General features: G+C 67.7%; 22 protein-coding genes and 8 pseudogenes. 15 read left to right on the forward strand and 15 right to left on the reverse strand.

Annotation, left to right across the window (positions count from 1 at the left end; all coding sequences use genetic code 11):
• Positions 1-519 precede the first annotated feature (519 nt).
• The 3 genes from ACFVYS_RS33290 to ACFVYS_RS33300 all read left to right on the forward strand — a co-directional run bounded on the left by ACFVYS_RS33290 (position 520) and on the right by ACFVYS_RS33300 (position 2,678).
• A complete protein-coding gene (locus ACFVYS_RS33290) occupies positions 520-1,356 on the forward strand; it encodes a SigB/SigF/SigG family RNA polymerase sigma factor (protein ID WP_389508170.1) in 837 nt (278 codons plus the stop codon).
• Between the two features lie 40 nt (positions 1,357-1,396).
• A complete protein-coding gene (locus tag ACFVYS_RS33295; protein WP_389508281.1) occupies positions 1,397-1,726 on the forward strand; it encodes a DUF5133 domain-containing protein in 330 nt (109 codons plus the stop codon).
• A gap of 79 nt (positions 1,727-1,805) precedes the next feature.
• A complete protein-coding gene (locus ACFVYS_RS33300; RefSeq protein ID WP_389508172.1) occupies positions 1,806-2,678 on the forward strand; it encodes an SDR family oxidoreductase in 873 nt (290 codons plus the stop codon).
• A 284-nt stretch (positions 2,679-2,962) separates the two neighbouring features.
• On the opposite strand, the pseudogene ACFVYS_RS33305 reads toward ACFVYS_RS33300, so the two are convergent.
• Positions 2,963-3,724: pseudogene (locus tag ACFVYS_RS33305) on the reverse strand (Ku protein); the annotation flags it as partial.
• Between ACFVYS_RS33305 and ACFVYS_RS33310 the strand changes: the two are divergent.
• A pseudogene (locus ACFVYS_RS33310) lies at positions 3,677-4,462 on the forward strand (transposase); the annotation flags it as partial. The pseudogenes ACFVYS_RS33305 and ACFVYS_RS33310 sit on opposite strands and share 48 nt — an antisense overlap.
• 44 nt (positions 4,463-4,506) lie before the next feature.
• On the opposite strand, the gene ACFVYS_RS33315 reads toward ACFVYS_RS33310, so the two are convergent.
• The 3 genes from ACFVYS_RS33315 to ACFVYS_RS33325 are packed head-to-tail and all read right to left on the reverse strand — an operon-like array spanning position 4,507 to position 5,684.
• A complete protein-coding gene (locus ACFVYS_RS33315; RefSeq protein ID WP_389508174.1) occupies positions 4,507-5,031 on the reverse strand; it encodes a hypothetical protein in 525 nt (174 codons plus the stop codon).
• Between the two features lie 44 nt (positions 5,032-5,075).
• Positions 5,076-5,219, reverse strand: coding sequence for a hypothetical protein (locus tag ACFVYS_RS33320; RefSeq protein ID WP_389508175.1), 144 nt, complete (start codon positions 5,217-5,219; stop codon positions 5,076-5,078).
• Positions 5,220-5,249: 30 nt separating this feature from the next.
• Entirely contained in the window at positions 5,250-5,684 is a 435-nt protein-coding gene (locus tag ACFVYS_RS33325) for a GGDEF domain-containing protein (RefSeq protein WP_389508177.1), read from the reverse strand.
• 468 nt (positions 5,685-6,152) lie between these two features.
• Here ACFVYS_RS33325 and ACFVYS_RS33330 point away from each other — a divergent pair.
• From ACFVYS_RS33330 to ACFVYS_RS33350, 5 genes and pseudogenes are all read left to right on the forward strand, one after another.
• A pseudogene (locus ACFVYS_RS33330) lies at positions 6,153-6,407 on the forward strand (IS256 family transposase); the annotation flags it as partial.
• Between the two features lie 30 nt (positions 6,408-6,437).
• The gene (locus tag ACFVYS_RS33335) at positions 6,438-7,241 is read left to right on the forward strand and encodes an alpha/beta fold hydrolase (protein ID WP_389508178.1); all 804 of its coding nucleotides are present in this window, start codon (positions 6,438-6,440) and stop codon (positions 7,239-7,241) included.
• Positions 7,242-7,496: 255 nt separating this feature from the next.
• Entirely contained in the window at positions 7,497-8,504 is a 1,008-nt protein-coding gene (locus ACFVYS_RS33340; RefSeq protein WP_389508180.1) for a sigma-70 family RNA polymerase sigma factor, read from the forward strand.
• 97 nt (positions 8,505-8,601) lie between these two features.
• Positions 8,602-8,814: a DUF4287 domain-containing protein gene (locus ACFVYS_RS33345; protein WP_389508182.1), complete on the forward strand. Its 213-nt coding sequence runs from the start codon at positions 8,602-8,604 to the stop codon at positions 8,812-8,814.
• Positions 8,815-9,137: 323 nt separating this feature from the next.
• A pseudogene (locus tag ACFVYS_RS33350) lies at positions 9,138-9,385 on the forward strand (IS3 family transposase); the annotation flags it as partial.
• A gap of 160 nt (positions 9,386-9,545) precedes the next feature.
• Here the strand turns inward: ACFVYS_RS33350 and ACFVYS_RS33355 are convergent.
• The 4 genes and pseudogenes from ACFVYS_RS33355 to ACFVYS_RS33370 all read right to left on the reverse strand — a co-directional run.
• Entirely contained in the window at positions 9,546-10,001 is a 456-nt protein-coding gene (locus ACFVYS_RS33355; RefSeq protein WP_389508184.1) for a hypothetical protein, read from the reverse strand.
• 1 nt (position 10,002) lies between these two features.
• Positions 10,003-10,554, reverse strand: a complete 552-nt coding sequence (locus tag ACFVYS_RS33360; protein ID WP_389508186.1) for a WHG domain-containing protein — start codon at positions 10,552-10,554, stop codon at positions 10,003-10,005.
• Positions 10,555-10,579: 25 nt separating this feature from the next.
• Positions 10,580-11,416: an alpha/beta fold hydrolase gene (locus tag ACFVYS_RS33365; protein ID WP_389508188.1), complete on the reverse strand. Its 837-nt coding sequence runs from the start codon at positions 11,414-11,416 to the stop codon at positions 10,580-10,582.
• A gap of 367 nt (positions 11,417-11,783) precedes the next feature.
• Positions 11,784-11,958: pseudogene (locus ACFVYS_RS33370) on the reverse strand (IS5/IS1182 family transposase); the annotation flags it as partial.
• A 716-nt stretch (positions 11,959-12,674) separates the two neighbouring features.
• Here ACFVYS_RS33370 and ACFVYS_RS33375 point away from each other — a divergent pair.
• Positions 12,675-13,421, forward strand: a complete 747-nt coding sequence (locus tag ACFVYS_RS33375; protein WP_389508190.1) for a nucleotidyltransferase domain-containing protein — start codon at positions 12,675-12,677, stop codon at positions 13,419-13,421.
• Between the two features lie 1,505 nt (positions 13,422-14,926).
• Here ACFVYS_RS33375 and ACFVYS_RS33380 read toward each other — a convergent pair.
• Positions 14,927-15,577 (reverse strand): TetR family transcriptional regulator, encoded by a 651-nt coding sequence (locus tag ACFVYS_RS33380; protein WP_389508192.1) that lies wholly within the window; start codon positions 15,575-15,577, stop codon positions 14,927-14,929.
• 693 nt (positions 15,578-16,270) lie between these two features.
• Here ACFVYS_RS33380 and ACFVYS_RS33385 point away from each other — a divergent pair.
• Positions 16,271-16,780 carry a hypothetical protein gene (locus tag ACFVYS_RS33385; RefSeq protein ID WP_389508194.1) on the forward strand — a complete coding sequence of 170 codons (510 nt, stop codon included), beginning with the start codon at positions 16,271-16,273 and terminating at the stop codon, positions 16,778-16,780.
• A 471-nt stretch (positions 16,781-17,251) separates the two neighbouring features.
• Here the strand turns inward: ACFVYS_RS33385 and ACFVYS_RS33390 are convergent, their stop codons facing one another.
• From ACFVYS_RS33390 to ACFVYS_RS33400, 3 genes and pseudogenes are all read right to left on the reverse strand, one after another.
• On the reverse strand, positions 17,252-17,404 hold the full coding sequence (locus ACFVYS_RS33390) for a hypothetical protein (protein WP_389508196.1): 153 nt from the start codon (positions 17,402-17,404) through the stop codon (positions 17,252-17,254).
• Positions 17,405-17,864: 460 nt separating this feature from the next.
• Positions 17,865-19,076 (reverse strand): annotated as a pseudogene (locus ACFVYS_RS33395) (IS701 family transposase).
• Positions 19,077-19,158: 82 nt separating this feature from the next.
• Positions 19,159-19,776: a TetR/AcrR family transcriptional regulator gene (locus tag ACFVYS_RS33400; RefSeq protein WP_389508198.1), complete on the reverse strand. Its 618-nt coding sequence runs from the start codon at positions 19,774-19,776 to the stop codon at positions 19,159-19,161.
• A gap of 122 nt (positions 19,777-19,898) precedes the next feature.
• On the opposite strand from ACFVYS_RS33400, the gene ACFVYS_RS33405 reads away from it, so the two are divergent.
• The 4 genes and pseudogenes from ACFVYS_RS33405 (at position 19,899) to ACFVYS_RS33420 (ending at position 22,570) form a co-directional block, all read left to right on the forward strand.
• Complete coding sequence (locus ACFVYS_RS33405) at positions 19,899-20,303, forward strand: Dabb family protein (protein ID WP_389508200.1); 405 nt, start codon at positions 19,899-19,901, stop codon at positions 20,301-20,303.
• A 28-nt stretch (positions 20,304-20,331) separates the two neighbouring features.
• Positions 20,332-21,234 carry an SDR family oxidoreductase gene (locus ACFVYS_RS33410; RefSeq protein ID WP_389508202.1) on the forward strand — a complete coding sequence of 301 codons (903 nt, stop codon included), beginning with the start codon at positions 20,332-20,334 and terminating at the stop codon, positions 21,232-21,234.
• 115 nt (positions 21,235-21,349) lie between these two features.
• Positions 21,350-21,916: pseudogene (locus ACFVYS_RS33415) on the forward strand (IS630 family transposase); the annotation flags it as partial.
• 264 nt (positions 21,917-22,180) lie between these two features.
• Positions 22,181-22,570 carry a hypothetical protein gene (locus ACFVYS_RS33420; RefSeq protein WP_389508204.1) on the forward strand — a complete coding sequence of 130 codons (390 nt, stop codon included), beginning with the start codon at positions 22,181-22,183 and terminating at the stop codon, positions 22,568-22,570.
• Positions 22,571-22,808: 238 nt separating this feature from the next.
• Here ACFVYS_RS33420 and ACFVYS_RS33425 read toward each other — a convergent pair whose 3' ends face one another.
• The 3 genes and pseudogenes from ACFVYS_RS33425 to ACFVYS_RS33435 form a co-directional block, all read right to left on the reverse strand.
• Positions 22,809-23,537, reverse strand: a complete 729-nt coding sequence (locus tag ACFVYS_RS33425) for a hypothetical protein (protein ID WP_389508289.1) — start codon at positions 23,535-23,537, stop codon at positions 22,809-22,811.
• Positions 23,538-23,929: 392 nt separating this feature from the next.
• Positions 23,930-24,233 (reverse strand): annotated as a pseudogene (locus tag ACFVYS_RS33430) (ADP-ribosylglycohydrolase family protein); the annotation flags it as partial.
• 140 nt (positions 24,234-24,373) lie between these two features.
• Positions 24,374-24,610 carry a hypothetical protein gene (locus ACFVYS_RS33435; RefSeq protein WP_389508206.1) on the reverse strand — a complete coding sequence of 79 codons (237 nt, stop codon included), beginning with the start codon at positions 24,608-24,610 and terminating at the stop codon, positions 24,374-24,376.
• Positions 24,611-25,055 lie beyond the last annotated feature (445 nt).

Here is a 25,055-nt window from a genome sequence, read left to right on the forward strand (position 1 = left end):
CCACTCCGCGTTCGTCAGATCCCCGCGACCCATACAGTCAGCCTGACCCCAACACCCCACCCGCGTCAGGAGATCCGAGAAACAGCGCCTAGGTCTGTGGCCAGGCGGTCACCAGATCGCGGCACGGACCGGCAAGCCGACCGGGATTAGCGAGACTTGCAGGTCGATAACGCAGGTTGCTCGCCGCGCTGGCCCGCACGACGACGGACCCACGCCGGAGTGAACCACCGCCCACCGTTATTCGCCACCTCAGGCGGCCTGATCCCGGCGTTCCTGACCGGCAGTGTCGCGGGGCCCGGCTGCGTCTGGGGACCGCGGGTGGAGTGTTTCGTACTGGCACTGAGGGGCAGACGGGAGTTCGTGCTTCGGACTGGAGGCACAGCCCGCGGGTTCCTGGGTTGCCGACTTCCTCCAGTTGCCGGACGCTCTGACCGCTGTGGCTTCCTTGACCAACGTCTCGCCTCGGCTGGACACCACGCACCGGCTGGGCCTGAAGAATCAGCTCAGGAGCGATTCCCCATGCTGACCAGCACGTCGACAAGCCACCACACGCCTGACACTCCCAGTGCCCCGCAGGCGCAGCACAGGCACGACGACAGCCCCGACACCACCCACCTGTTCGCGCGACTGTCTCAGCTGGAAGATGGCCCCGAGCGCAATGCCGTCCGCGAAGAGTTGGTCGCGGCCTGGCTGCCGATGGCGCACAGGATCGCCAGCCGCTTCCGGGATCGCGGAGAGTCCATCGAAGACCTGCGCCAAGTGGCCGCAGTGGGCCTGGTCAAGGCCGTCGACCGGTTCGACCCCGCCGTCGGAGCCTTCGAGAGCTACGCGGTACCGACCATCACGGGCGAAGTGAAGCGGCATTTCCGCGACCTGACGTGGGCCGTCCGCGTGCCACGCCGGGTACAGGAACTGCGCAACCAGGTCCGGCAGGCCCGCCGCGAACTCATGCAGCACCCCGGCAGCCCCGAACCCACTCTCGCCGCTCTAGCCTCCCACACCGGCTTCACGGAGAGGGAGGTCAAAGCAGGCATGGAGGCGCTGGAGAGCTTCAGTGCCATTTCCCTGGACGCCGAACTCACCGCGGACGGCGGCGGAGCCAGCCTCGGGAACTTACTCAGTGTCACGGACACTTCCTACGACACGGTGGTGGACCGCGAGGCGGTGAAAAGGGGACTGCGCCGGCTGCCGGAACGGGAGAGGGCCATCCTCTACATGCGCTTCTTCCAGGACATGACACAGAGCAGCATCGCCGACCGGCTCGGCCTCTCCCAGATGCACGTCTCCCGGCTCATCAGCACCAGCTGCGCCAGTGTCCGCAATGACGCCCTGGCCGACTCCGGTCCTCTCGCATGATCCCTGCTGCCGCCCGGCCTGAGGAGACCGTCCGATGCTGATGCCCCTTCCCGCGACACTGCGCCGCCTCGTCAAGGACTATGAAGCCCTCGCGGCCGACGAGAGCGTCGCCGCGGCCCACCAATCGAGTGCCCGACTGCGCGACCTCGCGTACACCCTGTGTGTCTCCACCGGGACCCGCGAAATCTCCGAGGCATTGCAGTTCGCCCACACCTGTCTCGACAGCACTGCGGTCTGGCCATCCAGCTCCGAGCCGCAACCCCTTTCCCGGGGACGCCGATCAGTAGTAGCCCGTGACACAGCCGCCGCGCACCGAACCGCACCAGCGGATCTCGAGCCCTCCACGAAGCGGACTATGGCCAGCCACTAGGGATCCCCGCGCCCGCCACGAACCCAGCGCGGCCAGGCATAGGCACCAGGCGCCTGCACACATGGACGAGAGGCCTGCGATGAGTGAGCACCCCACCGACAAGCACCCCCAGCCCGACTTTCCGCAGCAGGACCAGGAGCATCCCGGCTGGACCGGCCCGATGGACCCTCCTCCCGATCACGGCGAAGAGACATACAAAGGCAGCGGTCTGCTCGACGGGCGCACCGCCATCGTCACGGGCGGCGACTCGGGCATCGGCCGCGCTGTATGCCTGGCTTTCGCCCGCGAAGGCGCCGACGTCCTGTTCACCCACCTGCCACAGGAAAACGAGGACGCACACGAGACCACGCGGCTCGTCGAAGAGGCAGGCAGCAAGGCGATCGCGGTGCCGTGCGACATCCGTGAGGAAGCGCAGTGCGACCAGCTGATCGAGCATGCCGTCGCAGAGTTCGGACGTATTGACGTCCTCGTGAACAACGCCGCCTACCAGATGTCACAGCCTGATGGCATCCAGGCGATCACCACGGAACAGTTCGACCGGGTCATCCGCACCAACCTCTACGGCATGTTCTGGCTGTGCAAGAAGGCCCTGCCCCACATCCCAGCAGGTGGATCGATCATCAACACCACCTCCGTGCAGGCGTACAAGCCCAGTCCTCATCTCCTCGACTACGCCACCACCAAGGGTGCGATTGTCACCTTCACCCAGGGGCTGGCCCAGATGGTGGCGTCCGACGGCATCCGGGTCAACGCCGTGGCTCCCGGCCCTGTGTGGACCCCGTTGATCCCTGCAACGATGCCGGACACCAAGGAGTTCGGTAAGCAAGCACCTTTGGGACGGCCGGCGCAGCCCGCGGAGATGGCACCTGCCTACGTGTTCCTCGCGTCCGACCGCGCGAGCTTCATCACGGCGGAGATCTTGAACGCTACCGGCGGAACGCCGCTGCCCTAACCGCTCCCGTTCGCCGCCACCGGCTGCGAAACCCCGAGCAGCCGGGCGGGATGACCGGTGATCTTGCCACCCTGTCTCGAGCGAGATACTGCCGGAATGTCGAGGTGGCTGCCTTTCGGACCGGGAATTGTTAGGTCGTGAGAGTGCTGTCGGATCTTCGTGAGGGTGATCACCGGTTGACGCGGTGGGCAGCGTCATGGCGGTCGGGCTGCGTACGGCGCGTCCGGCCGGCCGTGGAGGAGACAGCCGAGCACACCAAGTTGTGGTGGGGCGCCGCCGTGGCGCTGTCCGCTACCGGGTGGCTGGGGCGCAGGGCCGCGGCCTCCGGTCTGGCGAGCATGGCCCTCCTCCAGCTTGGCTTCGATGATCTTTTCCATGGCCTCGGTGTAGGTGTCCTTGAGGTCGTCGCCTTCGAGGTCGTCGCGGGACATGGACTCCATCAGGGCGAGCGCGCCCTTGATCTCCTCCTCGGACACGTCCACGGGCTCCGGGAGGAGCTCGGTGGGGTCGCGGATTTCGTCGGGCCAGTGCATGGCGTGCAGGACGATGGCGTCGCCGCGGGCCCGGAGCATGCCGAGCCGGTCCCGCCCGGACCATGCGTATTTGGCGATGGCCACCTTCGACGAGCGGGCCAGCGCCTCGCGGAGCAGCTTGTAGGGCTTGGCCGCGACCTGGCCGTCGGGGGAGAGGTAGTAGCCCTCGCCGATCCGGATCGGGTCGATGTCGTCGGCCGCGACGAATGCGTCGATCTCGATCGCCTTCGCGGTCGGCAGCGGCAGGTCGCGCAGTTCCTCGTCGCTGACGGCGACGACCTGGTCCTTGGCGTACTCGTAGCCCTTGCCGATCTCGGTGTTCGACACCTCGCGGTCCTCGAGCTCGCAGACCCTGCGGGTGCGGATCCGGCCCATGTCCTGAAGGTGGTACTGGTGGAACTGGATCGAGTGGTTCTCGGTGGCGGACTGGACGTGGATGGGGACGGTGACCAGGCCGAAGCTGACGACCTCGCGGCCGACCGCACGCGAGCCATCAACCGACTGCGGGCCCACCTGCTGGAGTACTTCCCCGCTCTGGAGCGGGCGTTCGACTACGCCGCATCCAAGGGCGCTCTCGTGCTGCTGACTGGCTATCAGACACCGGCTGCCCTGCGCCGGATCGGTGCGAGCCGACTGGCGAGCTGGTTGAAGAACCGTAAAGTGCGAGGCACCCAGGCCCTGGCCGACACCGCCGTCGCCGCGGCGCAGGCCCAGCACACCGCTGTCGCCGGGGAGAGCACGGCCGCAGCTGTGGTCCAACCCTGGCCAAAGCCGTACTGGTGCTGGACGAGGAGATCGCCGACATCGACCTGAAGATCGCTGCCCGCTTCCGTGAGCATCGCGACGCGGAAGTGATCGTCAGCATGCCGGGAATGGGCCCGTTGCTGGGGGCGGAGTTCATCGCCTGCACCGGAGGGGACATGGGCGCCTTCGGCAGTACGGGGTGCCTCGCCGGGGTCGCCGGTCTCGCACCAGTCCCACGGGACTCAGGCCGGATCAGCGGCAACATGCGCCGACCACACCGCTACCACCGCCGGCTCCTGCGCGTCTTCTATCTCTCCGCTCAAATCGCCGCTCGCTTCTGTCCCACCTCGAAGACCTTCTACGACCGCAAAACGGTCCGAGAGCAAGAGCCACAGGCAGGCGATCCTCGCCCTCGCCCGTCGACGCCTCGACGTCCTGTGGGCCCTCATCCGCGACCAGCGAACCTTCGACGTCCTACCACCTCAGCGCGGTCTCGCGGTGGGCTGATCCCTGTTGCCTGGGACGGCGCGTGCTTGCTGCCGCGGTGTGTCTCAGTTCCTGATGAGAGGCTCGTAGGGGTGGCCCTCCGGCGTGAAGATGAGGACGAAGTTTTCTCCCATCCGAACAGCTACCTCCCGCAAGCGGGCCAAGACGTCTGCCTGTGCCGGCAGGTCGAGGCCCAGGGCCGCCGCAGCACGGTCTCTCCGAGCCACGAGATCCGGCATGTCCTCCAGGTACTCGGCCGAGAGCTCTCGACTCTCCTCGTCCGTGAACGCTTGGCAGTCGCGCCACCAAGGGGCGACCAGCAGCAGCCGCAGAAGCTCGGGCAGGCCGATCGCAACCAGAGCCGCACCTCCTTCGGAGTCGGCATAGAGGATGGGACGTTCCTCGCCACCATCACCGCAGAAGAAGTACGTGCCCCCAGCGCCGTCGCCGGCGAAACCCTCGAGCGCAGCCCTCGATGCTAGGTGGACCTCCTCGACATGGTCGCCTCGGTCCAGGTCGAAGTCGCCCGGCCAGGCGAGAAACCGGGCAGCCTCGCCCTGTTCACGGACGGCAGTGATCAACGAATCCATGAGCCGCAGCCTACGGCTCACTGGTTGACAAGCATTATTGTGAATCAGTCATAGGACTGCATGTCTTCACCGGCGCCGCCGACTCCCGGGCCGCGGCCCTGCGCCGCGCGCACGAGGTGTACGACGCCGCGCTCGCCGCGCAGAGTGAGCTTGCCGTCGTAGAGGGCGGCATCGGCCGCGCGCTGCAACGCGGACAGGTCGCAGGTGCCGACGATGTCTCAGGGCGCGGCGCCGACCGAGGCGGCGACGTCCACCAGCTGGCCGTCGTCCAGAGTGACCGGCGTACGCAGCATCCGCACCAGCTGCACGAGGCGGACCTCGCGGCGGGCGGCGGGCGGCTCCAACACGATCGCGAACTCATCACCACCAAGGCGGCCTATGGCAGCGCGCGGGCCTGCCCAGGCGGTGAGCCGGTCGGCGGTCGCCCGCAGCACCATGTCCCCGGCCGCATGGCTCAGGGTGTCGTTGACGTCCTTGAAGTGGTCCTGGTCTACGAGGACCACGGCCGTGTCGTCGCGGTGGCGGCGCAGGACCTGCCGGGCCCGGGCGGTGTAGGCGTCGCGCCGCAGGAGGCCGGGGAGCGGGTCCTTCTTGGCGGCGGCGAGCCGCCGGTGCAGCGCGAGGGCGTGAACAGTCCAGCCGGTCAACGGCACGGCGGCGGTGGTCAGTAAGAGTGCGCGCTGCCCTAACTGGGCTTGTACGCGCAGGACGGAACCCATAATGAGGATCTCCCTCTCGTCTCGTACGGGTTGGGTGGGCCCGGGACAGCCGACGAAGCCGCCAAGCAAGTGCGGCTGTCCCGGGGCGGAGCTACAGCGCGAAGTCGCTGCGGGTGGTCCAGCTGATGGGGTTGTGCCAGAGGCCGGCCTTCGCGGCGGGCCACTCCATCTGCCAGCCGGGCCGAAGCCCGCGCGCTCCCCAGCTGTCCGGCTGCTTGCCGGGGATCTCGAGTCCGGCCGTGTGTCAACGCTTACATAGCCGAGTTGACTGATGAGCGCGACGACTACGGGCACCGCCTGGTGGTCCGCAATGGCTATCACCAGCCCCGGCAGGTCACCACCGCGGCCGGCGTGGTCGAGGTGAAGGCGCCGCGGGTGAATGACAAGCGCGTCGACGAGGGCCCGGCCGAGCACTGGATCCATCTGCGAACCACGAATCCGATCGAGTCGACCTTCGCCACCGTCCGACTGCGGACCAAGGTCACCCGCGGCGCCGGCTCCCGCACCGCCGCCCTGGCCATGGTCTTCAAACTTGTCGAGTCCGCCCAGCAACGGTGGCGAGCAGTGAATGCTCCCCACCTCGTCGGCCTCGTCCGAGCAGGCGCCCGCTTCGAGCGCGGTCAACTCGTCGAACCCCCTGAGACAGTTGCGGCATGATCAAGACCAGCCGATTGCCTGGGAGCCGACGTGGCATGGTCTGAACACGTTGTGGTGCGAGACCGCGTGCGACTTGCCTGCCGGGGCTGGGGCGAGCCGGGACAGCAGCCCATCGTGTTGCTGCACGGCCTGGCCGGTCACGCGGGTGAATGGGACGTGCTGGCACGGAGGTTGAGCTGCAGATATCGGGTCGTCGCGGTCGACCAGCGCGGGCACGGCGCCAGCGAGCGCCACCCGCGTGACGTCTCCCGCGCCGCCTACGGCGCAGACGTCATCGCCGTTGTCGATCAGCTGGCGCTGCAGCGGCCCGTCCTGGTCGGCCAGTCGCTGGGCGGACACACAGCCATGCTCACCGCCGCCGCGCATCCCGGACTCGTCCGTGCGCTCGTGCTCGTCGAGGCCGGTTCCGGCGGTCCATATCCGAACGGCCCCGTGGACATCGGCGGATGGCTCGACTCGTGGCCGACACCGTTGCCCTCACGCTGGAACGGCAGCCGCATTCCTCGGCGGCGGACCGGTCGGTGCAGGCTGGGCGGCCGGGCTGGAAGAACGCGACGGCAGATGGTGGCCTCGCTTCGACCGGGACGTGATGGTCCGCTCGCTGGCGGAGAACGCCCAGCGTTCCTTCTGGCACGAATGGATACAGGTCGCATGCCCCACCTGGTCGTCCTGGCCCAATCCAGCTTCATCCCTGCCCAGGAAGCCGACGAAATGCTTCGGCAGCGACCCGCCACCATAGCCATGAGTATCCCCGGCACCGGCCACGACCTGCACCTGGAACAGCCTGGGATCCTGCACACCGCGCTCTCGGGCTTCCTCGAAGGCCTCGCCTGAAAGCCCTACGCGGTCACAACGACACCCAGGGCACACCCCGCACATGGCCATCGATCCACAGATCTGGACCTACTCCGCCTTTTCCATGCCATGGCATTTCTCTGATGCTCGCTGAACGGCCGGAAACAGCCGAGCACCACGACGCCGTCCCTGCACGGCGGAAGTTATCCTGCCCGGGTTGAATGCGCCGCTCCGCGGTCACGGCAGGTGCCAGAGGGCGCATACTGCGCATGCTGTGCGCACTAGGGGGCGGGGATGAACGGTCTGGAAGTCGGCGCTGTCGGACTCGGTCACGAATCGGCGGCGCTTCGGCTGGAGGCGCACCGGACCGAGTTGATCGGCTACTGCTACCGAATGCTGGGTTCGGTCTTCGACGCGGAAGATGCCGTGCAGGAGACTATGGTCAGGGCGTGGCGCGGCCTCGACCGGTTCGAGGAACGGTCGTCACTACGGTCGTGGATCTACCGCATCGCCACCAACGTCTGCCTCGACACACTCGCCGCTGGAAATCGCCGGGCTCGCCCGATGGACCTCTCGGCCCCGAACAGCGGTGCCACCTCACCAGGCCCTCCACTGGACGTCAGCCTGTGGATCGAACCGTGCCCGGCCGCTCTGACCCACACGCCGGCCAATCCCGCAGAGGCAGCCGAAGCAGGCGAATCCGTGCGCCTGGCATTCATCGCCGCACTGCAGCACCTGCCGTCCAAGCAGCGCGCGACCCTCCTCCTACGGGAAGTCCTGGGGTTCTCGGCACGCGAAGTCGCAGACCTGCACGGCTGCACCGTCGCCTCGGTCAACAGCGCGCTCCAGCGCGCCCGCGCCACACTGACCGCCCGCCGCGAAGCGACCGGAGATATGGCGGCAAAGTCGCCCGACGCCGTTCAGCGGGCACTGGCGAAGCGGTATGCCGCGGCCTTCTCCAGCTTCGACATGGAGGAGCTGAGCATGCTGCTGCACGTGGACGCCACCATGTCCCTGCCGCCATACGCCCTGTGGATGCGAGGCGTCACCGACATTCAGGCATGGCTGACCGGACCCGCCGTCGGCTGTCGGGGATCGCGGCTGGTCCCCACCCTGGCGAACGGCTCGCCAGCCTTTGGCCAGTACCGGCCCAGCGTCACCGGAGCGGGATTTGAGCCCTGGGCCCTTCAGGTCATCGACATCTCCGGGGACCGGATCACCGACATCCATGTCTTCCGGGACACCGAGCGGCTGTTCCCGCTTTTCCACCTGCCCCCGCACATCGGCGAGCAAGAGGTGTGACGCAGCGCACCTTAATCGCACGATGAATCCGTCCGTGACCCTCGGTCATACCAGCGACAACACCGAAGCAACACAACGGACAGACAGGGTGACTGCCATGACCGCCACCGTGAAGGGCCCTGCCAGCTACTTCCCTTCCATCGAGAAGAAGTACGGTCGGCCGATTGCGGAGTGGAAGGAACTGATCCGCTCCTCCCCTCTGACCAAGCACATGGAACTCGTGAACTGGCTCAAGGCCGAGCACGGGCTGGGTCACGGTCACGCCAATGCCCTCGTCGCGCACACCCTCGCCGAGCAGTCCGGCAACTGAGCAGCCACGCATGGGAGCACATTGCATGGGGTGCTCCAATGCGCACGTCGTCAACGACGGGGTGCGCTCTCGTGCCGTGACCGGAGTGGGTCGGGGCCGCCCTCGTCCAGCGAGTGCCTCCTCGGCCCGTTCCAACGGGAAGCGGTGGGTGATCAGCGGGGTCACGTCCAGTCCGTCCCGGAGCGCGCAGGGCGTCGTCGATCTCCTCGACGAAGCGGTACCAGCCGATCCAGGTGATCTCACGGGTCACCAGGTCGCCGAGGGCCGCGGGTACGTCCGTACCGGGCAGGCTGCCGACCTGGACGAGGGTGCCGCCCCGGGCCGTGGCCCGCAGCACCGGTCCCAGCGCGGCCGGCACACGTGCGGACAAGGCCGCCGCGCAGAGTCCGAATGCGGCCATGCAGCGTGAAACGCTCCAGGCCGCAAGCGGTGGAACGAGGCCAGTGAGGCCCGCCTCGCGGTCTTTCGCCGGGCAACCCGCTACAACACCCGCCAATGGCACTCCCGTCTCGGCCAGGTCAGCCCGATCGCCTCCGAACAGCTGTCAACTACGCTGGCCACCGCCGCATGACAACTGGCGCCCACAGTTATGAGGAAGGCCCCCATACCACGGGGCCCCCGCTGGGATTGGCGTCGGCGGAAAGCGCGGCGCCCTGTCAGCGGTGCCACACTTCCTGCGGGGCGATGGCCCGGAAGGGGCCCACAACGTCGCAGGGCGCAGGTCTGCGCGGTCACTGGCGCGCTGGGCGCTCAGCTTGATCGTGGGTCGCGCTCAACAGGGCTCGCCAGCGCGGTAGCTCGGTGAACGGCACGACCAGGCACAGGACAGTCACCGTTGCGGCGATCCACGTCCCCCACAGCGCCCACGCAGACGCTGCCGCCGCCACCAGGTGGAGCACGACCAGCGAGATGGTGACGATGCCCGGCACCGCGATGGGCGCATCTGCGCCGGGCCGGTCGCCCGGGGTGCTGAAGACGGCGGGCAGCCCGATCAGCAGCACGACGGCGCCGATCGCCAGCGCGATGGAGTACGACCACAGGGCCCAGGGGGTGCCCACCCAAGCGGTCACTTCGGCGGCGACGCGCACGCCGCCTCGGAGGTAGTCGTGCCCCGGCGGCCGTTGCGCCTTGATCCTCACGGTGCTTAATGCCTGAGGAGTGGACGGGGAGGGATCGGTGGCGGCCATGTCATCCTTCAAAGGCGCGGTCAGGAAGGTCGGCCTGGAAGCCGGCGATCAGGGTGTCGATGAGGAAGTGGAAACTCCGCGTGACGTCACGGGGCATCTGGAAACCGTCGGTGCCCTCAAGGGTGACGAACCCGTGAAGCGCTGATCGCATGGCCCGCGCGGAGTCGACCACACGCGCCTCGGGCAGGCCGAAACCGGCCAGGACGTCGAGCAGAACCTGCAACGCCTCTTCGCTGACGCGGCGGTCCTCCTCGTCACCGTCCACCGGAGCGGGAACGGTGGCGGCGTAGCGGCCGGGATGCTCCAGGGCCCAGCGGCGATAGCTGTCGGCGAACGCCCGGACCGCGTCCGGACCGGAACGGCCGACGGACTCCCGGGCCAGCTGATGGGCGAACTCGCGCTTGGCCTGGACGGAGATGCCGTGCCGTAGTTCGTGCAGGGAGGCGACGTGCTTGTACAGGGACGGCGGCCGTACACCGAGCCTGTCGGCCAGCACGCCCATGGTCAGGCCCGCCAGACCGACCTCGTCGGCGAGCGCCGCTCCCGCCGCCACGACGGCTTTTGTATCAAGACCTGCCCTAGGCACGGGCATGTGCTTCCAGGAAAGCCAGCACCAGGGACACCGTCTCCTCGGGGTACTGGTCGTGCGGGTAGTGGCCGGCACCCTCGATTACCGCGAGCTCTCCGACGCCGGCCGGCATCGCGGCCACGATCGCCTCGCCCTCGGCGCGCGGATCGACCCAGTCGGGATCCAGCGAACCCATCACAATCAAGGCAGGGCACCCTACGTTGCCCAACTGGGCGCCGGCATCGGTCGGCGCCGACTGCCCCATCTTCTTCAACGCCCCCATCCGGCCCGGCTCGCCCAGCATCGCCCGGATGCCGGCCAGCCGGTCGGCCCAGTCGGCCGGCTTGCGGCCCGGGTAGGCATGGTCGAGATAGCGGGACCACAGTCCCACGCTGCCGAACAGGGCGGCGCCGAGCAGCCGGAAGGCACCCTTGCGGTAGCTCTTCGAGCGGAAGTCGCCGAGCTTGATCGACTGCGCACGCGTGAAAGGGCCCAGCTCGATGATGCCCCTGACCAGGGCGGAATCCTGGGCCGCCGCGATGGTGGCGGCGCCGCCGGAGATCGAGTGGCCGACCAGGACGGCCGGGCCGCTGTCGATGTGGCGGATCACCGCGAGCAGATCGCCCGCGATGTCGGTGCGCGAGTAGGAAGGCCATTGCGCGCTCGACTCGCCACAGCCCCGCAGGTCGACCGCCACCACTTGATACCCCGCCGCCACCAGACGCGGCAGGACGAACCTGTATGCCGCACGGCTGTCCCCTATGCCGTGGGCCAAGACGACCAGCGGGCCCTCTCCAGCGGCCTCGTAGGCGATGGTGCCACCCGGGACGGAGACGAACTCAGCCATGACATCTCCCTGCTTGTTAAGTGCAATAGCTATAAGTTAATACGACTAGCCAGAAGCTAACCTTGATAGCCATGATTGTCAACCACGGCCGGATGCCAGGTGAGGGAGAGAGGGAAGGTCCAGCTCAATCCGGGGTGGAGCAGTCGGGGACGAGCCGCCGCGCAACCCGGCCGAGTCCGCGCCGTCGTCATTGCGGTCATGCCGTGCGGGGACGCAGCTCACCCATCCCCAGAAGGTCTCAGCGTGCCCGGGACAGGCATGCCCGCTCAGCGGCCAGCGCTGAAGCCGGCCAGTACCTGCCCAGTCCTCTCGCCCCGGAGGCGACCCGGAAACGGACGCGATCAGGCCGAACTGGCGAAGACAGTCAGGCCGTCACCCCTGAGCAGCCCGCCGTTTCGGCCGGGACATCACGCCAGGCGACTCCGGTCCGCAATACGTACATACCCTCGGCGAGTGCCGTCCGGCCGGGAATACACAGCCGCGCCGGGGCAGCGACGGCGCCGCTCAGGAGCACGTGACAGCAGCGGAGCCGCCTCTCTGTAGTTCTCCGGCGGGGTATCGGAAGTCTGTCGGCGCTAACCGTGATCTGTCAGCGCTATGTCGGTGAAGGTTGCGGCATTGGTCGGGCTGGTGCTCTTCATGAGCACCAGCCCAGAAACGCAAGGAGCCTGTCATCGTGTCTTCCGCATCCCAGAGCCGAGCGTGGGATGTTCAACCGGCTGCCCTCTGCCGAGGGCAGGATCTTCCTCTCGATCAGGGCCCACTGCTCGTCGGTGAGATCGCCTCGCGCCATGACTGACGATCTATCAAGACCAAGCCTCGGTGCGCAGACGATCCACCGAATCTTGATCCGAACTCCAGACAGGAGCTAGGTGCTGGACCCACGGTGTGTGCGGCTGGCGCGGCTCGTGTTGGGTCCGTCCGATCAGGCTGTGCTCGTGCGCCGTGGCTGTGTAAGCGTCAGCGGGAGGCATTTATTGCTGACTTCGGATGGCGGTTGGTGGACTACGGACCAGTGAATGTCAGTGAGACTTGAAGTCGCTCATCCGTTCGGGGGTGTGGTACGTGATCGTCGCGTGGCTTCGTGATGGAAGCGATGGAGTGGTCGATCTGCGTCGAGGCGCAGTGATGGTGGAGCTCGAAATCGGCTGGTCGGATCCGTCTTGCGGGCCTCGGATCCGTCCGGGTTTGTAGCGGTCACACCGGTGGGTGGAGAATTCCGTCGCCTTTGATCAAGGGGTCTGGAACACTGACCGTTATGGACGTGAACCACGTTGACCAGGCGCGACGTGTTGCCCATGGCCGTTTCCCCGATGCGCTGAGCGTGATTCTTGCCGGGTCGACGGCCGCCGGGCGAGCCACTGCCAGTAGCGACCTGGACCTTGCGATACTCGTCGGAGACGGCGGCGATACTCGCCGGGAGACGATCCGGTTCGAGGGCCGCGTGGTGGAGTTCTTCGTCCATACCCGTGCCGGTCTCGTGGACCTCTTCGCTGCGGACGTTGCTGGGCGTCGTGCGGTCCTGCAGAGCATGTATGCCACCGGTCTCGTCCTCGTCGATACAAATGGTGAGGCCGGGCGTGCCCGGGCCCTGGCCGAAGCAGACCTCCGCGAAGGTCCGCCGGCGCTGGAACCGCAGACAGTCGAAACGAAGAGGTATGGGCTGACGAACGCGCTGGACGATCTCGCCGACACGAGTGACCGATTCGAGCGTCTTGCGGTGGCCGGGTTCGTTCTCAATGCTGCGGCCGATCTGCTCTGCGACTACCACCACGCCTGGATCGGCGGCGGGAAGTGGCTGCCACGGCGTCTTCTGGAGGCGGACGATCAGCGTGGGACCGCCCTGCTTGAAGGGCACCTGCACCTGTGCGAGTCGGGAGACCCGACGCCGATGATGGACGCAGTATCGGAGATCCTCGACCTTGTCGGCGGGCCGCTTCGTGAGGGCTATCACCGGACCTGGCGTGGCGTCATTGAATCGGGTCCTGCTACTACCGGGCGTTGACGGAAGCTGAGGTCAGGACGGGGAGGGTGCCCACTGATCAGCTCGCGTCGGCACGTTCGGCCTGGGCTTTGGTCTGTGCGAGGCCCTGCCCGAGGCCACCCGCCACGCCCGGAAGTTCTTGAGCAGGGGCAAGGCGCGGAGCGAGGGGCGCGCAACCGGCCAGCCGCCCACACCGGTTGCCGACGCCGCCGCCGGCCCGCACGCCGGACAGCTCATTCTCGACCCCGGACAGGACCAGTCGCCGTCCGGCTGAAGCCGTCCGACTCTCGGTATCTGCGGACCGACTTCACAGACTTCGTCGAACGCTTCCGTCCCAGTTGGCCTGTCGACGTCGGCCAGCCCGTTCGTGACCCAGGGCCCGTCACTCCCGACGAATTGCGGGCCCTGCTTCGCTCCGATGGAGCGTCGGCCAGCTCCCCCTGAGACTGTAGAAGTGGCCGACGCTCCCAGTAGCTGACGGCGTAGCAGAAGGCCCCGACCGGATCCCGGTCGGGGCCTTCGTCGCTCAGATCCAGGGCTTCCAGCAGGAGGGGCAGCGGGTGAGTAGGCCGTCGTCCAGCTTCTTGGCCTGCGACTCGCGCATTCTGGCGAAGCCTTGCTGTCTGCCTCCGTTGAATTTGGTGCGCCCGCAGGGGTCGTCGGCGTCGTGGTAGACGCGCCGACGGACTCCGTTGCTGCTGCGGACGAGGGTAGATCCTTGCCCACGGGCCGAATCCGCGCTGCGTGAGCGACTTCGGGGTCGCGTCGGTTCTCGTTCTCAATAGCCTCGGCTTCTTGAATGCGCTGGTCGATGGCGGCAAGTCGAGCGTCGAACTCGTCGCGTTGTCGCTTCTGCTCGGCGAGGAAGTCCTCGATCGTCTGCTTGCGCCCCTCCGGGTTCCGAGCGGCAGGTTGCTCTGTACACGAGAACGGGGCTAAGTGATCATCAGGTCGCTGGCCTGCACCGGCACTGGGCATTCCTTGCCGGATGTCCCCCCGTTGCACGCTTCCTCCGCGGCCTGATCCGGTGGTTCCGCACCGATGGTGTGGCCACCCTGGTGGGTGTTGCCGGGCCAGCGAGCGGCGCTACAGCGCGTTTAATCAAACCATGCGTCGCGTTTGTTTTGGACCCCGGATCTAGATCGGCGGTTACCTGGCGGCCACCATTACCGGCACGTACCGGTCGCATCATGTGCCCCGCGACCGTCTGCGCGATTTCCCGAGCAGTCCCTCTTGAGGAGCCCTGTGACCGCCGCCCCCGATCCTTCGTCTCCCGTCGCTACTGATCCGGTCACCTAAGCAAGCGAACGCTTCTTCTGGCTGTGCGGCCGGCGGTGGGTGCCCGCTGCGTTCGCACGGATCAGTGCCGGGCCGCAGCCACGTCGCGATCTGCTGCGGCAGCACGGAGCGACCTCGGAGGTCCAGCTGCCGGGTGGTCTGATCGCTCGGGTCGGAGTGCGGGCCTGGCGCTGTGTCTGTCGGGGCACCTGCGCGGCGGCCCGGCCGTTTCCCACTCAGCTGATCGGCTACGCCTGCGAGGCCCAGCGGGAGTGCGTGAAGAGCTGGCGCCCGCGCTCGACGGAGAGATCCAGTTGCATCATCGTTTCCGGCGTGGCGATCGCCCGGACCATCAGCATGTTCAGCTGGGCGACCGCCTCCGGCAGGTCGTCGTACCGGTGTCGGTACCGAGCGTCGCGGCCGGTGTACCCGTCGACCCAACCGGTGGCCACCTGGTGCGGGGTCACCCCCGGCATGAGCTCGCCCCGGTCGCGGGCCTCCGTCAGCCACCCCTCCACCAGCGGAATGTATGTGTCCCACAGAAAACCGTAGAGCGGATGGCCCTGCTCCAGGGCGATCCGCATGGCCGCCCGGACCACGGTCACCCGCGGTGAGGCCACCGCGAGCATGATCGAGGCATCGACCACGTTTTGCAGACGAGGCCCGTCGGCCGACGGGAGGTCGTCCATGACGAACGACTCGGTGGCCACCGCGTGGGCCACGTCCTCCTTGCCGCCCTTGAAGTAGTGGTAAACGGCGCCCCGGCTCACCTCCCCAGCCTTCACGATGTCCATGACATCGGTGAGTCCGTAGCCGTTCTCTGCAAAGAGGCGCGCTGCGACGTCGAGGATTTTGTCCCTTGTGTCCTTGCCGCGCTGCTGGACCGGTTGTCGCAGCACCACCCTTATGCCTCCTGTTCTCCGCCGGGCATGCTGCCCGGTCTGCGCTCCTGAGGGTGCGGTCCATGCCGGCCCAGGCGATGCCGACGCCGACGCCGAAGCCACCGCCGACGCAGAACGCTTCAGACGTTACCCACACTGCTGGTGTGGCCTTCCCCGCTGCTCGTTATTGAGTCGCGGCCAAGAAACATGCACCGTGTCAAGTTTAGTGACGCCGCCATGTAGATTCCAGCAGGGAAGCGTACGCAAGATCACCCCAAAAGCTTTTCCAAACACAGTGTCTGTTACTGATACGATCAGGCTGCGACGTCGCCCGCAGCGGCCAGTGCAGACGATCGAAGAGGACCACCGCAGCATCCGCGCCCTGGAGGACGCGATCCCGTACCGAACCGCTTGGCCGTCGACCGCTCGACCAAGAGACTGTCATGCCCACCTCATATCCGAGCCTGGGTCGCCGCCCGGCTCGACTGCGCGCGCCGGCCATCAGCAGTGCCCGGCGGCGCATCGCGCTCGCGGTGTACCTGCCTGTCGGCTCATCCTCCTGGCCGGAGTGAGGCCTCCCTCGCCTGATGCACCCGCCCGTGCCCCGCAGGCCGTCCGCGACCGCGCACGTGGCGCGCGCCCCGCCCCCCGGTTGACCTTCACAGACCACCTTTCACCAGCACGAACGTACAGATCGGAATCAACGTGAGTATGAGCAAGACTCTGGCAGCCTCCGCCGTGGCGGTGACCGTCCTCGGCGCGACCGTCGCGATGGCCACGCCCGCCTCTGCGCTGTCCTGGAGCTGCAAGACGAGCAGCAAGTCGATCGACGACGCCGGCTACAGCGGACCCTGGGCCGACAACTGGGACTTCAAGATCAAGGTCTGCGCCGCGCGCTCCGGCGGCTACGGCTACGGCAAGGCGACCATCAGCTGGGACGCCCCGCCCTACTACTCCGGAGTCACCACCACGTTCGACGCCGCGCAGCTCCGCCTCGTCCTCGTCCGGCCCGACAGCGGCGCCACGGTGAAGACCGCGACGTCCGACATCGAGTACAAGCTGGAGCACTCCAACTCCTCCGGGAACGGCTCCTGGACGACGCCGACGATCAAGTTCAAGACCAGCAAGCGCGTCTACGCCGACACCACGCTCCGGCTCGACTGGGACAACGACGGCAAGGACTACCGGAACTACGGGTTCACCGGCTCTCCCAGCGTCTGACCCACCTGTTCTTCCTCATCCGCCCAGGCGGTGCCCCGGACTGGCCGGCGAAACGACCGGCTGGATAAGGACAGACCTGGCGAGCCGGGCCTGAGCACGCGGTCGCCGGCTTCTTCCGCCCCTCTCGGGCCACCCACGGTCGCCGTGTGATCGCTCCGGGGACCTGACCCCCGCGCGATCACCCAAGGGGCCGCCCGATCGCGGGCGGCCCCGCACCCGTCTGCCGGCCCGCCGGCTTCCGCTCGCGGCGTGGTTCGGGCCGTGCCGACCCGGTCGTCGGCGACGCCAGGGCTTCGGCGTAACCGGGCTGACCGCGTCGGCGGAGGGCAGAACTGGCGCGTTCCGGCTCGCTTTCTGGGGGACCGGCCCGGCGTCTCCGCCTCGGACGCGGCCAGGGCGGCAAACGCCGCCGGTACCGTCGCGGCAGCAGGGGCTGCACCGGGAGCCGGATACTTCGCGCAGCCCACCCGTTCAGCAGCCGCTGGTAGTCAGTGCGGTGGCGAGGCGGGCCTGGGTGATGCCGGCGGCCTCACGCAGCCGGGCACGCTCCGCCGGAGGCGGCAGGTGCGGCTCCTCGTTCAGCAGAGCGTCGACGGACGCGAACAGCTCTTCCTCAGATGCCATGACTGCATCCTCCCTCAGGAAAAGAAATTCAACTTAACCACAAACTTAGCCTTTCCTTTAGCCCTTACATACCCATTCCAACCCATGCCAGTTGCCCATGTGGCCCCGTAGGCCTGCGCGGGTGAAGCCGTAGAGGCACCGAGCCGGGCGCTGCCACACGTGGCTGAGCGCGCTACTGGGCCACTCAGGAAGGGCTGCCCTGGCGAACCGCCACAAGCGGGGACGGGCGATGCTCGAACAGCAGCGAGAAGTGGCGCATCCCCAGAATGCGCCGCCCCTCGCCGCCTGCCCGGCGCTCCCCAGACAGGAGAAACCGGCGTGCGCAGACTATGCGGGCCGCGTAGCGCCTGTCTCTGAACCCCTGTACGCGGGTGCCCGGTAGGTTCGGTAGCGGCGGACGTCCGCGCGTCCCTGCCCGACGACGGCGCCCGCTTCGTGCTCGCGGGGGAGAGCACCCTGATCAAGTGGGTGCCCGACAACGCCCCGGTGACGCAGAAGATGGCGGTGGGCTCGCTGCAACCCCAGGTGAAGATGGAGGCGGGCGCCCGCTATCAGAACACCGCGTCCGACGACGAGCTCGCACAGGCACTCGCCCACGCGTCATAGCCCAAAACACCCGTCCTCCCCGTCGGGGAGGGCCGGCGTGTACCTGGTCGGAATGGTTCTTCGCGGCCTGGAAGCACTCCTCGATCGCCCACCGCATCCCGGCCACCCTCGCCAGATCGGCAACGGTGCAGGTCACGGGGGCGTAGGCGAAGTAGTAGGCGATCTCCTCGGGGCGGGTCAGGCTCCGGCGGGCCAGCACCCAGCGGTGATGGGTGGAAGTGTCGCCGTCGAAGAAACCGATCGCCGACAGCCGGGCGCTGGCCCAGTCGTAGACGCGCGGGCCTTTCGCGCCGTTGCCGCAGGACAGCTGCTGCCAGGCGTCCTGGGGTGCCTGGGCGATCAGTTCGTCGATCCTCCAGAATCCAGCCAGGCTCTTGACCTGCTGCGACTTTGGCACTGCGACCACATAGCCGACATCGAGCTCCTCGAGGAGCCGGCGGAACTTCCACTCCTGGCCGTAGGCCTCGTCTGCCGTCACCCACTGGGCGGGCAGGCCCGCGGCCAGGCAGCGGGTGACGATCGCCTTGGCGAGGTCGCCCTTCGTCGCGAACTCGCGCTCGTCGGGGATCTTCGCTGCCCGGCACCGTTCCCGATCGCCGGTCCAGGCCTTCGGCAGATACAACTCCCGGTCCACCAAGGCCCGTCCACGGCTCGTGGCCTAAGCGGCGAACACGCCGATCTGGCAGTTGTCGATCTTTCCTGAGGTGCCCGTGTACTGCCGGCCCACCCCCGCGGACGTGGTGCCCTTCTTGACGAACCCGGTGTCGTCGATGATCACGACCCCGCCTGCACCGAGCTTCGCAGCGACGTAGTCCCGCATGTCGTCACGGACAGCATCCGCTTCCCAGACACTGTGGTTCAGCAGTCTCTGGAACCCATCCGGAGTCTTGTGGCCTGCGTACTCGGCCAGCTGCCAGCCATTCTTCCGGGCCACCGGCGCCAGCAGACCCCGCAGATAGTCCCGCATCCGCCACCGCAGATCCGCCCGGGCAAACCGGCCCGCCACCCGCGCGAACACCGACTCCAACTCCGCAGCCCACCCCTGAGCGTCAACCATCCCCACCATGCCCGGTCAACGACGCGAACCAGCTCAGGACACGAACCGCTGCTGGAGTATTAAACCCGGCGAACCACAGCGATCGGAGCACCTAGCTGCTCGCCGGTCGACCGTTCGCCGGCGTCTCGGTTCGCCAGCCGAGGAGGATCGTGCGAAGCGCCTGTTCGGCGAGGTAGCGGGCGCGATCGTTGCCTACGCTGCCGAGGTAACTGAGCGACGCGATGCCGTACAGCGTGCCCCAGAGGATCTCGCAGGCCTGGTCGAGTTCGGCCAGGACCACGTCGTGTGCAGCCGACCAGGTGGTGAGCAGCTCCTTGAGGACGTCGATGACCGGTTCCGCGACGCGCCGGCGTTCGTCCGCGTCGACCACCGGGTCGTTCATGACCTGGAAGAGGTGGGGGTGCTCGCCGGCAAACCGGACGTACTGCGACGCAATGCACGTCATGCGCCGGTCCGTATCGGGCTCCTGCGCGGCTTGGCGGAACTCGTTCAGCATCAGGCGGTGACCGTGCGCGACCAGCTCCAGTACGAGCGCGTCCTTGTTGGCGAAGTGCTGGTAGACGACGGGCGCGGAATATTCGACGTCGGTGGCGATGCGCCGGATCGTCAGGGCCGCGATGCCCTCGGTCTCGAGGACGTGCAGCGCGGCCTCGATGATCCGCTCCCGGGTGTTCGCCCGTTCGCGGGCCCGTCTCGTGCTGGTCGGCATGGTCCGTCACTTCGCTTCGATGGTGTCCTCGAACACTAGTCACCGCCTTGACCGCGCCGGCGACGCGCGTCATAGTTAACGCCGTTAGGAAATCTAACAACGTTAGGAACGGGTAGTAAGTCATGATTTACCACATCAACAGAGTCACGATGAAGGCCACTGCGACGCCTGAACAGATCGAAGGGGTGCTGGAGAGCTGGCGCAATCAGGGCCGGTCGAACCCCGCCATCAAGTCCTTCGTCGTCGGCCGCGACCACGGCGGCGACTACACGTACGGCGCGGTGTTCGTCGTCGAACATCTCGACGGGCTCTTCGCCTATTTGACGCACCCGACCACCTACCAGACCGACCACCTCGGGCTGCACCTGGTCGAACGGCTGGAGATCTTCGACGTCAGTGACGACGACGACCCTGACCTGAACGCCAAGATCCAGGAACTGCACCGGCGCCGCAACGAGCTCAACCCGCAGATCGCCGGCATGCTCGCAGACGTGCCCAGCTATACCGGCTCCGGCGTGGACGACTGACCGATACCCCGGAGAAGGAGAAACCGTCATGGCCAAGCACGTCATCATCGGTGCCGGTTCCATCGGTACCAACGTCGCTCGTCTGCTCGCCGAGCGCGGCGAGAGCGTCCGGATCGTCACCCGCAGCGGCTCCGGCCCCGAGCACCCGCTGGTCGACCGGGTTGCCGCAGACGCGTCCGACCCGTTCCGCCTGACCGAACTGTCCCGCGGCGCGGAAGTGATCTACCACTGCGCCAATCCACCCTCATACACGGTGTGGGAGCGCCTGTTGCCGCCCCTGCAGACGGCGGCCATCACCGCCGCCAAGGCGAACGATGCCGTCCTCGCGCTGACCGGCAGCCTTTACGCCTACGGTCCGCAGCCCGGCGGCCGGATGAACGAACACACCCCCATGGCCGCCACCGGGCACAAGGGCCGCCTGCGCAGACGCATGTGGGAACAGGCCCTCGCCGGGGGGATCCGCACCGTCGAGGTCCGCGGCTCCGACTACATCGGCAAGGACGCCAACGGCATCTACTCCCTGCTCATCAAGTCGGCCCTGCAGAAGGGGAAAGCGGCCTGGATCACCGGCCACCTGGACATGCCGCACACCTTCACCTTCAACGGCGACATGGCACAGGCCCTCATCACGCTGGCCTCGGAAGAACGCGCGTGGGGCCGACCCTGGCACGTGCCGTCCGCGCCGGCCGTCACCATTCGCGAGCTGGCGCGGCGCTACGCCGTCGCGGCAGGCCGGCCACCGATCAAACTAATCCAGATACCGCGCTCCGTGACGCGTACGGCCGGGCTGATCGTACCGATCGCCCGCGAGATGGCCGAGATGGACTACCAGTGGTACGCGCCGTTCCACATGGATGCGACGGAGACCACCGAGACCTTCGGCCTGACCGCCACCGACCTCGACACCGCCGTCCGCAACGAGGTCGGCTGAACTCCCGCCGCCAGACCGGCGGGCCGACGGTATGGCCGCCGACACCGTGAACATTCGTGGTCACGGCACTAGTCTTCTGAGTCAGGAGTTCCTTCTATATATGTAGGCTTGCGGTATGGCTCTTACGGGGCGGCCGAAGGCCGAGTTGGTGCTGTCGGTGGATGAGCGGGCGGCGCTTGAGGGGTGGGTCAGGCGTCGCTCCACTCCTCAGTCATGGGCGGTGCGGTGCCGGATTATCCTGGCCTGCGCGGACGGCATGTCGAACAAGGATGTCGGTGCCCTGGTGGGCATGACGGGGCAGTCGGTGGGCCGCTGGCGGGCGCGTTTCAACGAGCATCGCATCGCCGGTCTGAGTGACCTGCCCAGATCCGGCGGCCCCCGCTCGGTGAGCGACGAGCAAGTTGCCGCAGTGGTGAAGCGGACGCTGGAGTTGACACCGAGGAACGCCACGCACTGGTCGACGAGAGCGATGGCGAGAGAGCTGGGCCTCTCCCAGTCGACCGTGTCGCGGATCTGGCGAGCCTTCGGCCTGCAGCCCCACCGCTCGGAAACCTTCAAGCTGTCGACGGACCCGTACTTTGTGGCCAAGGTGCACGACGTCGTGGGCCCGTATATGGACCCGCCCGAGAGGGCGCTGGTGTTCTGTATGGACGAGAAGACGCAGATCCAGGCCCTGGACCGCTGAGGAGGACATCCGCACCTGGATCGCCGCATGGAACACCGATCCCAAGCCCTACACCTGGACCAAGACAGCAGACGAGATCCTCGAACGCCTCGCCGGTTATTTACACAGGATTCCTGACTCAGAAGACTAGCCCCACCGCCCGGTGTGCCAGCGCCTCCACCTGGACAGTGGTCGGAGCCGGCCCGGCTCCCGCCTCGGATACCGTGTTCCTCTACGGGGTGCCATAACGGATGTGACGCCCCCACCGGAGGTAGTCAGCGTATGAGTTCAAAGCGCAGCAAGAATCCAGCCCTGCCCGTACTTGACGACGCATTCCGACTCGCGTCGGTCAAGGACGCCGAAGAGTCCACCCGTGACTTGGCCGCGCGGCTGGCCACCACCGAGCTGCGCCGCGTTTCCCACCCGGGCCGGGTCACCTGGGAGCCCACCGATCAGGCCGAGCCCGTACCGGTCCCGCCGACTGTGGTCGACGGTGACGGGGACCTGTGGCTGCGGGACCGGGGCACTGGCACCTGGACCATGCCCGAGTTCAACCCGAAGGAGTTCCCGGCCCGCTGTGGCGAGGTTCTGACGTGGACCCAGCTTGCCCGCGAGTTCGGCCCGCTTACCGCACTGGCCGACGACCGCCGCATCGGCGGCGGCCGGCGCTGACCGCGCAGCCTTCTGGGATGACCGCGCCCCTGAAGCGCCCGTTACGGGTGGCTGGGAGCTCCAGCTCACCGCCGAGCTCGACGATGGCGGCGAGCAGCTGAGCGTGGTGGTCGGTCACGATGCCTCCATGTTGCAGCCGGATACGTCGTTGCTGTCCGTGGGGTCGGGGTGGAAGAAGCGGGTGTAGCGGAGTCCGGTCTCCGGAGTGATGTTGAACACCGCGCATAGGTGCTGCGGGTCAGCGCCGGTGACGGCGGCCTCTTCGAGGATTCGGTCCTCGCGAAGTTGCTGGGCGGTGACCGGGAGGCCGCGCAGCAGAGGCTGCATCCAGCCGGTTGTGACCGGGGCCCGGGCGTGCGCGGTCTGCGAGCTGATGAACACGCGAGGGTTGTGGGTATGGCCAGCGCTGGTGCCGGAGGTGGATGTAGTCGACGGCGGCCTGCTGGGTGAAGGCGTCGAGGGGGTGATCGATGTTGCCGAGCGTGAGCCGGCCGCGGGTGAAGTCGGAGGCGGTCAGGGGCAGCGCTCGGGCCTGGTGCGGGTAGAGCGCATGGATGCCGACGAGGGCGATCAGCAGCTTCAGGGCGGGGTTGGTCTCGGCGGCTGCGGTCAGACGCTGGATCGTTTCGGGGCTCAGCGGCATGAGCACCGAGCTGGGCCGGGATCCCAGGCTCACGCCTCGTGCGGGGTTGGCGAACAACAGCCGTTCGCTCGTGAGGGTTTTGAACATGTCGCGCGGCGCGACGGCTTCGGTGTGCGGTGCCGCGCATTGGCCGAGCCACTCGGTGACGTCGGCACGGCTGACCTGGCGAAGGGTGCGGTAGCGCTGCGAGCAGGCAAGAAGGAACGGGATCGCGGAGTTGGCCTGGTTTCGGACCGTGGTAGTCGAGCGGAGACGGCGGCGAGGTCCGTCGTGACGGACGATGCGGATCCACACGAGGGCTTCTTCGCGGATCTCCGGGTGCACGCTGGCCAGTCGGCGGTGGATCCACGCGCGTCGAGGGGGTCGATGCGGTCGTCGTCGAGGAGAGCGAGGTGGGCAAGGACTTCGGTGACCCGGATGACGGCACGTCGGTTTTGCTGGCGCGGTAGCGTGGCAACGGTGCTGGCCTTGATTGTCTCGTGCGGACCGTGGACGGCGGTCAGTAGGTACAGGCTGTTCTGCACGCGCTCGCGCAAGGCTGGTGACCAGCCTTGGGTCTCGGCGCTGGCATCGGCCTGTGCGGCGACGTAGGCGGTGAAGGCGGAATCGATCGGCGTGACGTCGGGCACGGTGACGCGCGACATGTCCCGAGCTGCGATGAACAGCGGCTCCTGGCGCCACCGGGGTGTCGCCCAGAAGGCGATGTCGGGCTGCAGGACCTTCGGTCTGCAAGCCGATGTCCTTCGGTTCTGATGCCGCCCACCGCTGGAAGCGGGCGAAGATGTCCGGCGGATCCAGTCCGCTCCGCTCCAGCAGGGACTCCGCGACCAGGACGGCCATCTGCGTGTCGTCAGTGGCCTCGCCGGGGTCCCAGCCACCGCCTCCGCACATCTCGCCACCGGCACCGGGCGCGGGGAACCGCGCGGAGAACGCTCCCGGGGGCCAACTCGAAGGGGGGCCCAGGGCGTCGCCCACCGCTGAGCCGACGACCGCGCCGGCCGCTCGCTGAATCCGCTTCATTCGTGCAGGTTATCCGCGCCGTGCCGACGGCCACACGGCCCTATTGCCTTCCTAGGCTCCCCGAACCATCGGCGGCGAACGCGTCTCGTCTACGGAGGTGTACCGCCTGAGACACCTTGGATCTGAGACACCCGTACAGGTCACATAACGCCGTCCAGGCCGGTGTCGCCTGGCAGCTGTGCGGCCGCTGCCCGGATCTCAGGGAACGACGGCGTCATGTCGGCGCCACGGCGGGTGCGCAGGAGCACGCGGCCGTCGGCGTAGCGGGCGAGCTGTGCGCGGTAGCCGTCCCACTTCGGCTCCGCGGCCCAGCCGGGAGGCAGAGCCGGGTCGGCGGTCGGGGCGGTCAGTATCGGCTGGGGCAGGTGCCACGTCACCGGAGATCTCTTCCACCGGACGGCCGTGGCGTTCGGGTGTACTCCGGGACGGGCCGGTACGCGGCGCCAGCATGGGTTGGACGACGACGAGTTCACCGCGCTGTGCACCCCGGACCGCGACCCGGCACGCGACGATGGCGGGAACACCCCGGACGGCCGCACCAACAGCCAGGTCGCGGTACGCCGAGGCTGGGGATCAGGTTCTGCTAGTCCATGGAGAAGGCTGCCGAGGCCGAAGGGAATCGTGCAGATGAGCCAGGGGTGACGGGCCCCCGTTTGGCCGGTCAGGACCCTTCCATTCACGCCAGACTCCTGGAGAGAGACGCTCCGGTGGGGCGCGCGTATGGGCGATACGGGGTGGGCGTGACCGAGCGCGGCAGGGCCGACCGTGCCGCTGCGGGTGAGACGGGGCTGGGTGTGAAGGAGCAGGGCATCCAGCGCGCAG

It is taken from the genome of Streptomyces sp. NPDC058295 (assembly GCF_042880655.1).
Taxonomy (GTDB): domain Bacteria; phylum Actinomycetota; class Actinomycetes; order Streptomycetales; family Streptomycetaceae; genus Streptomyces; species Streptomyces coriariae.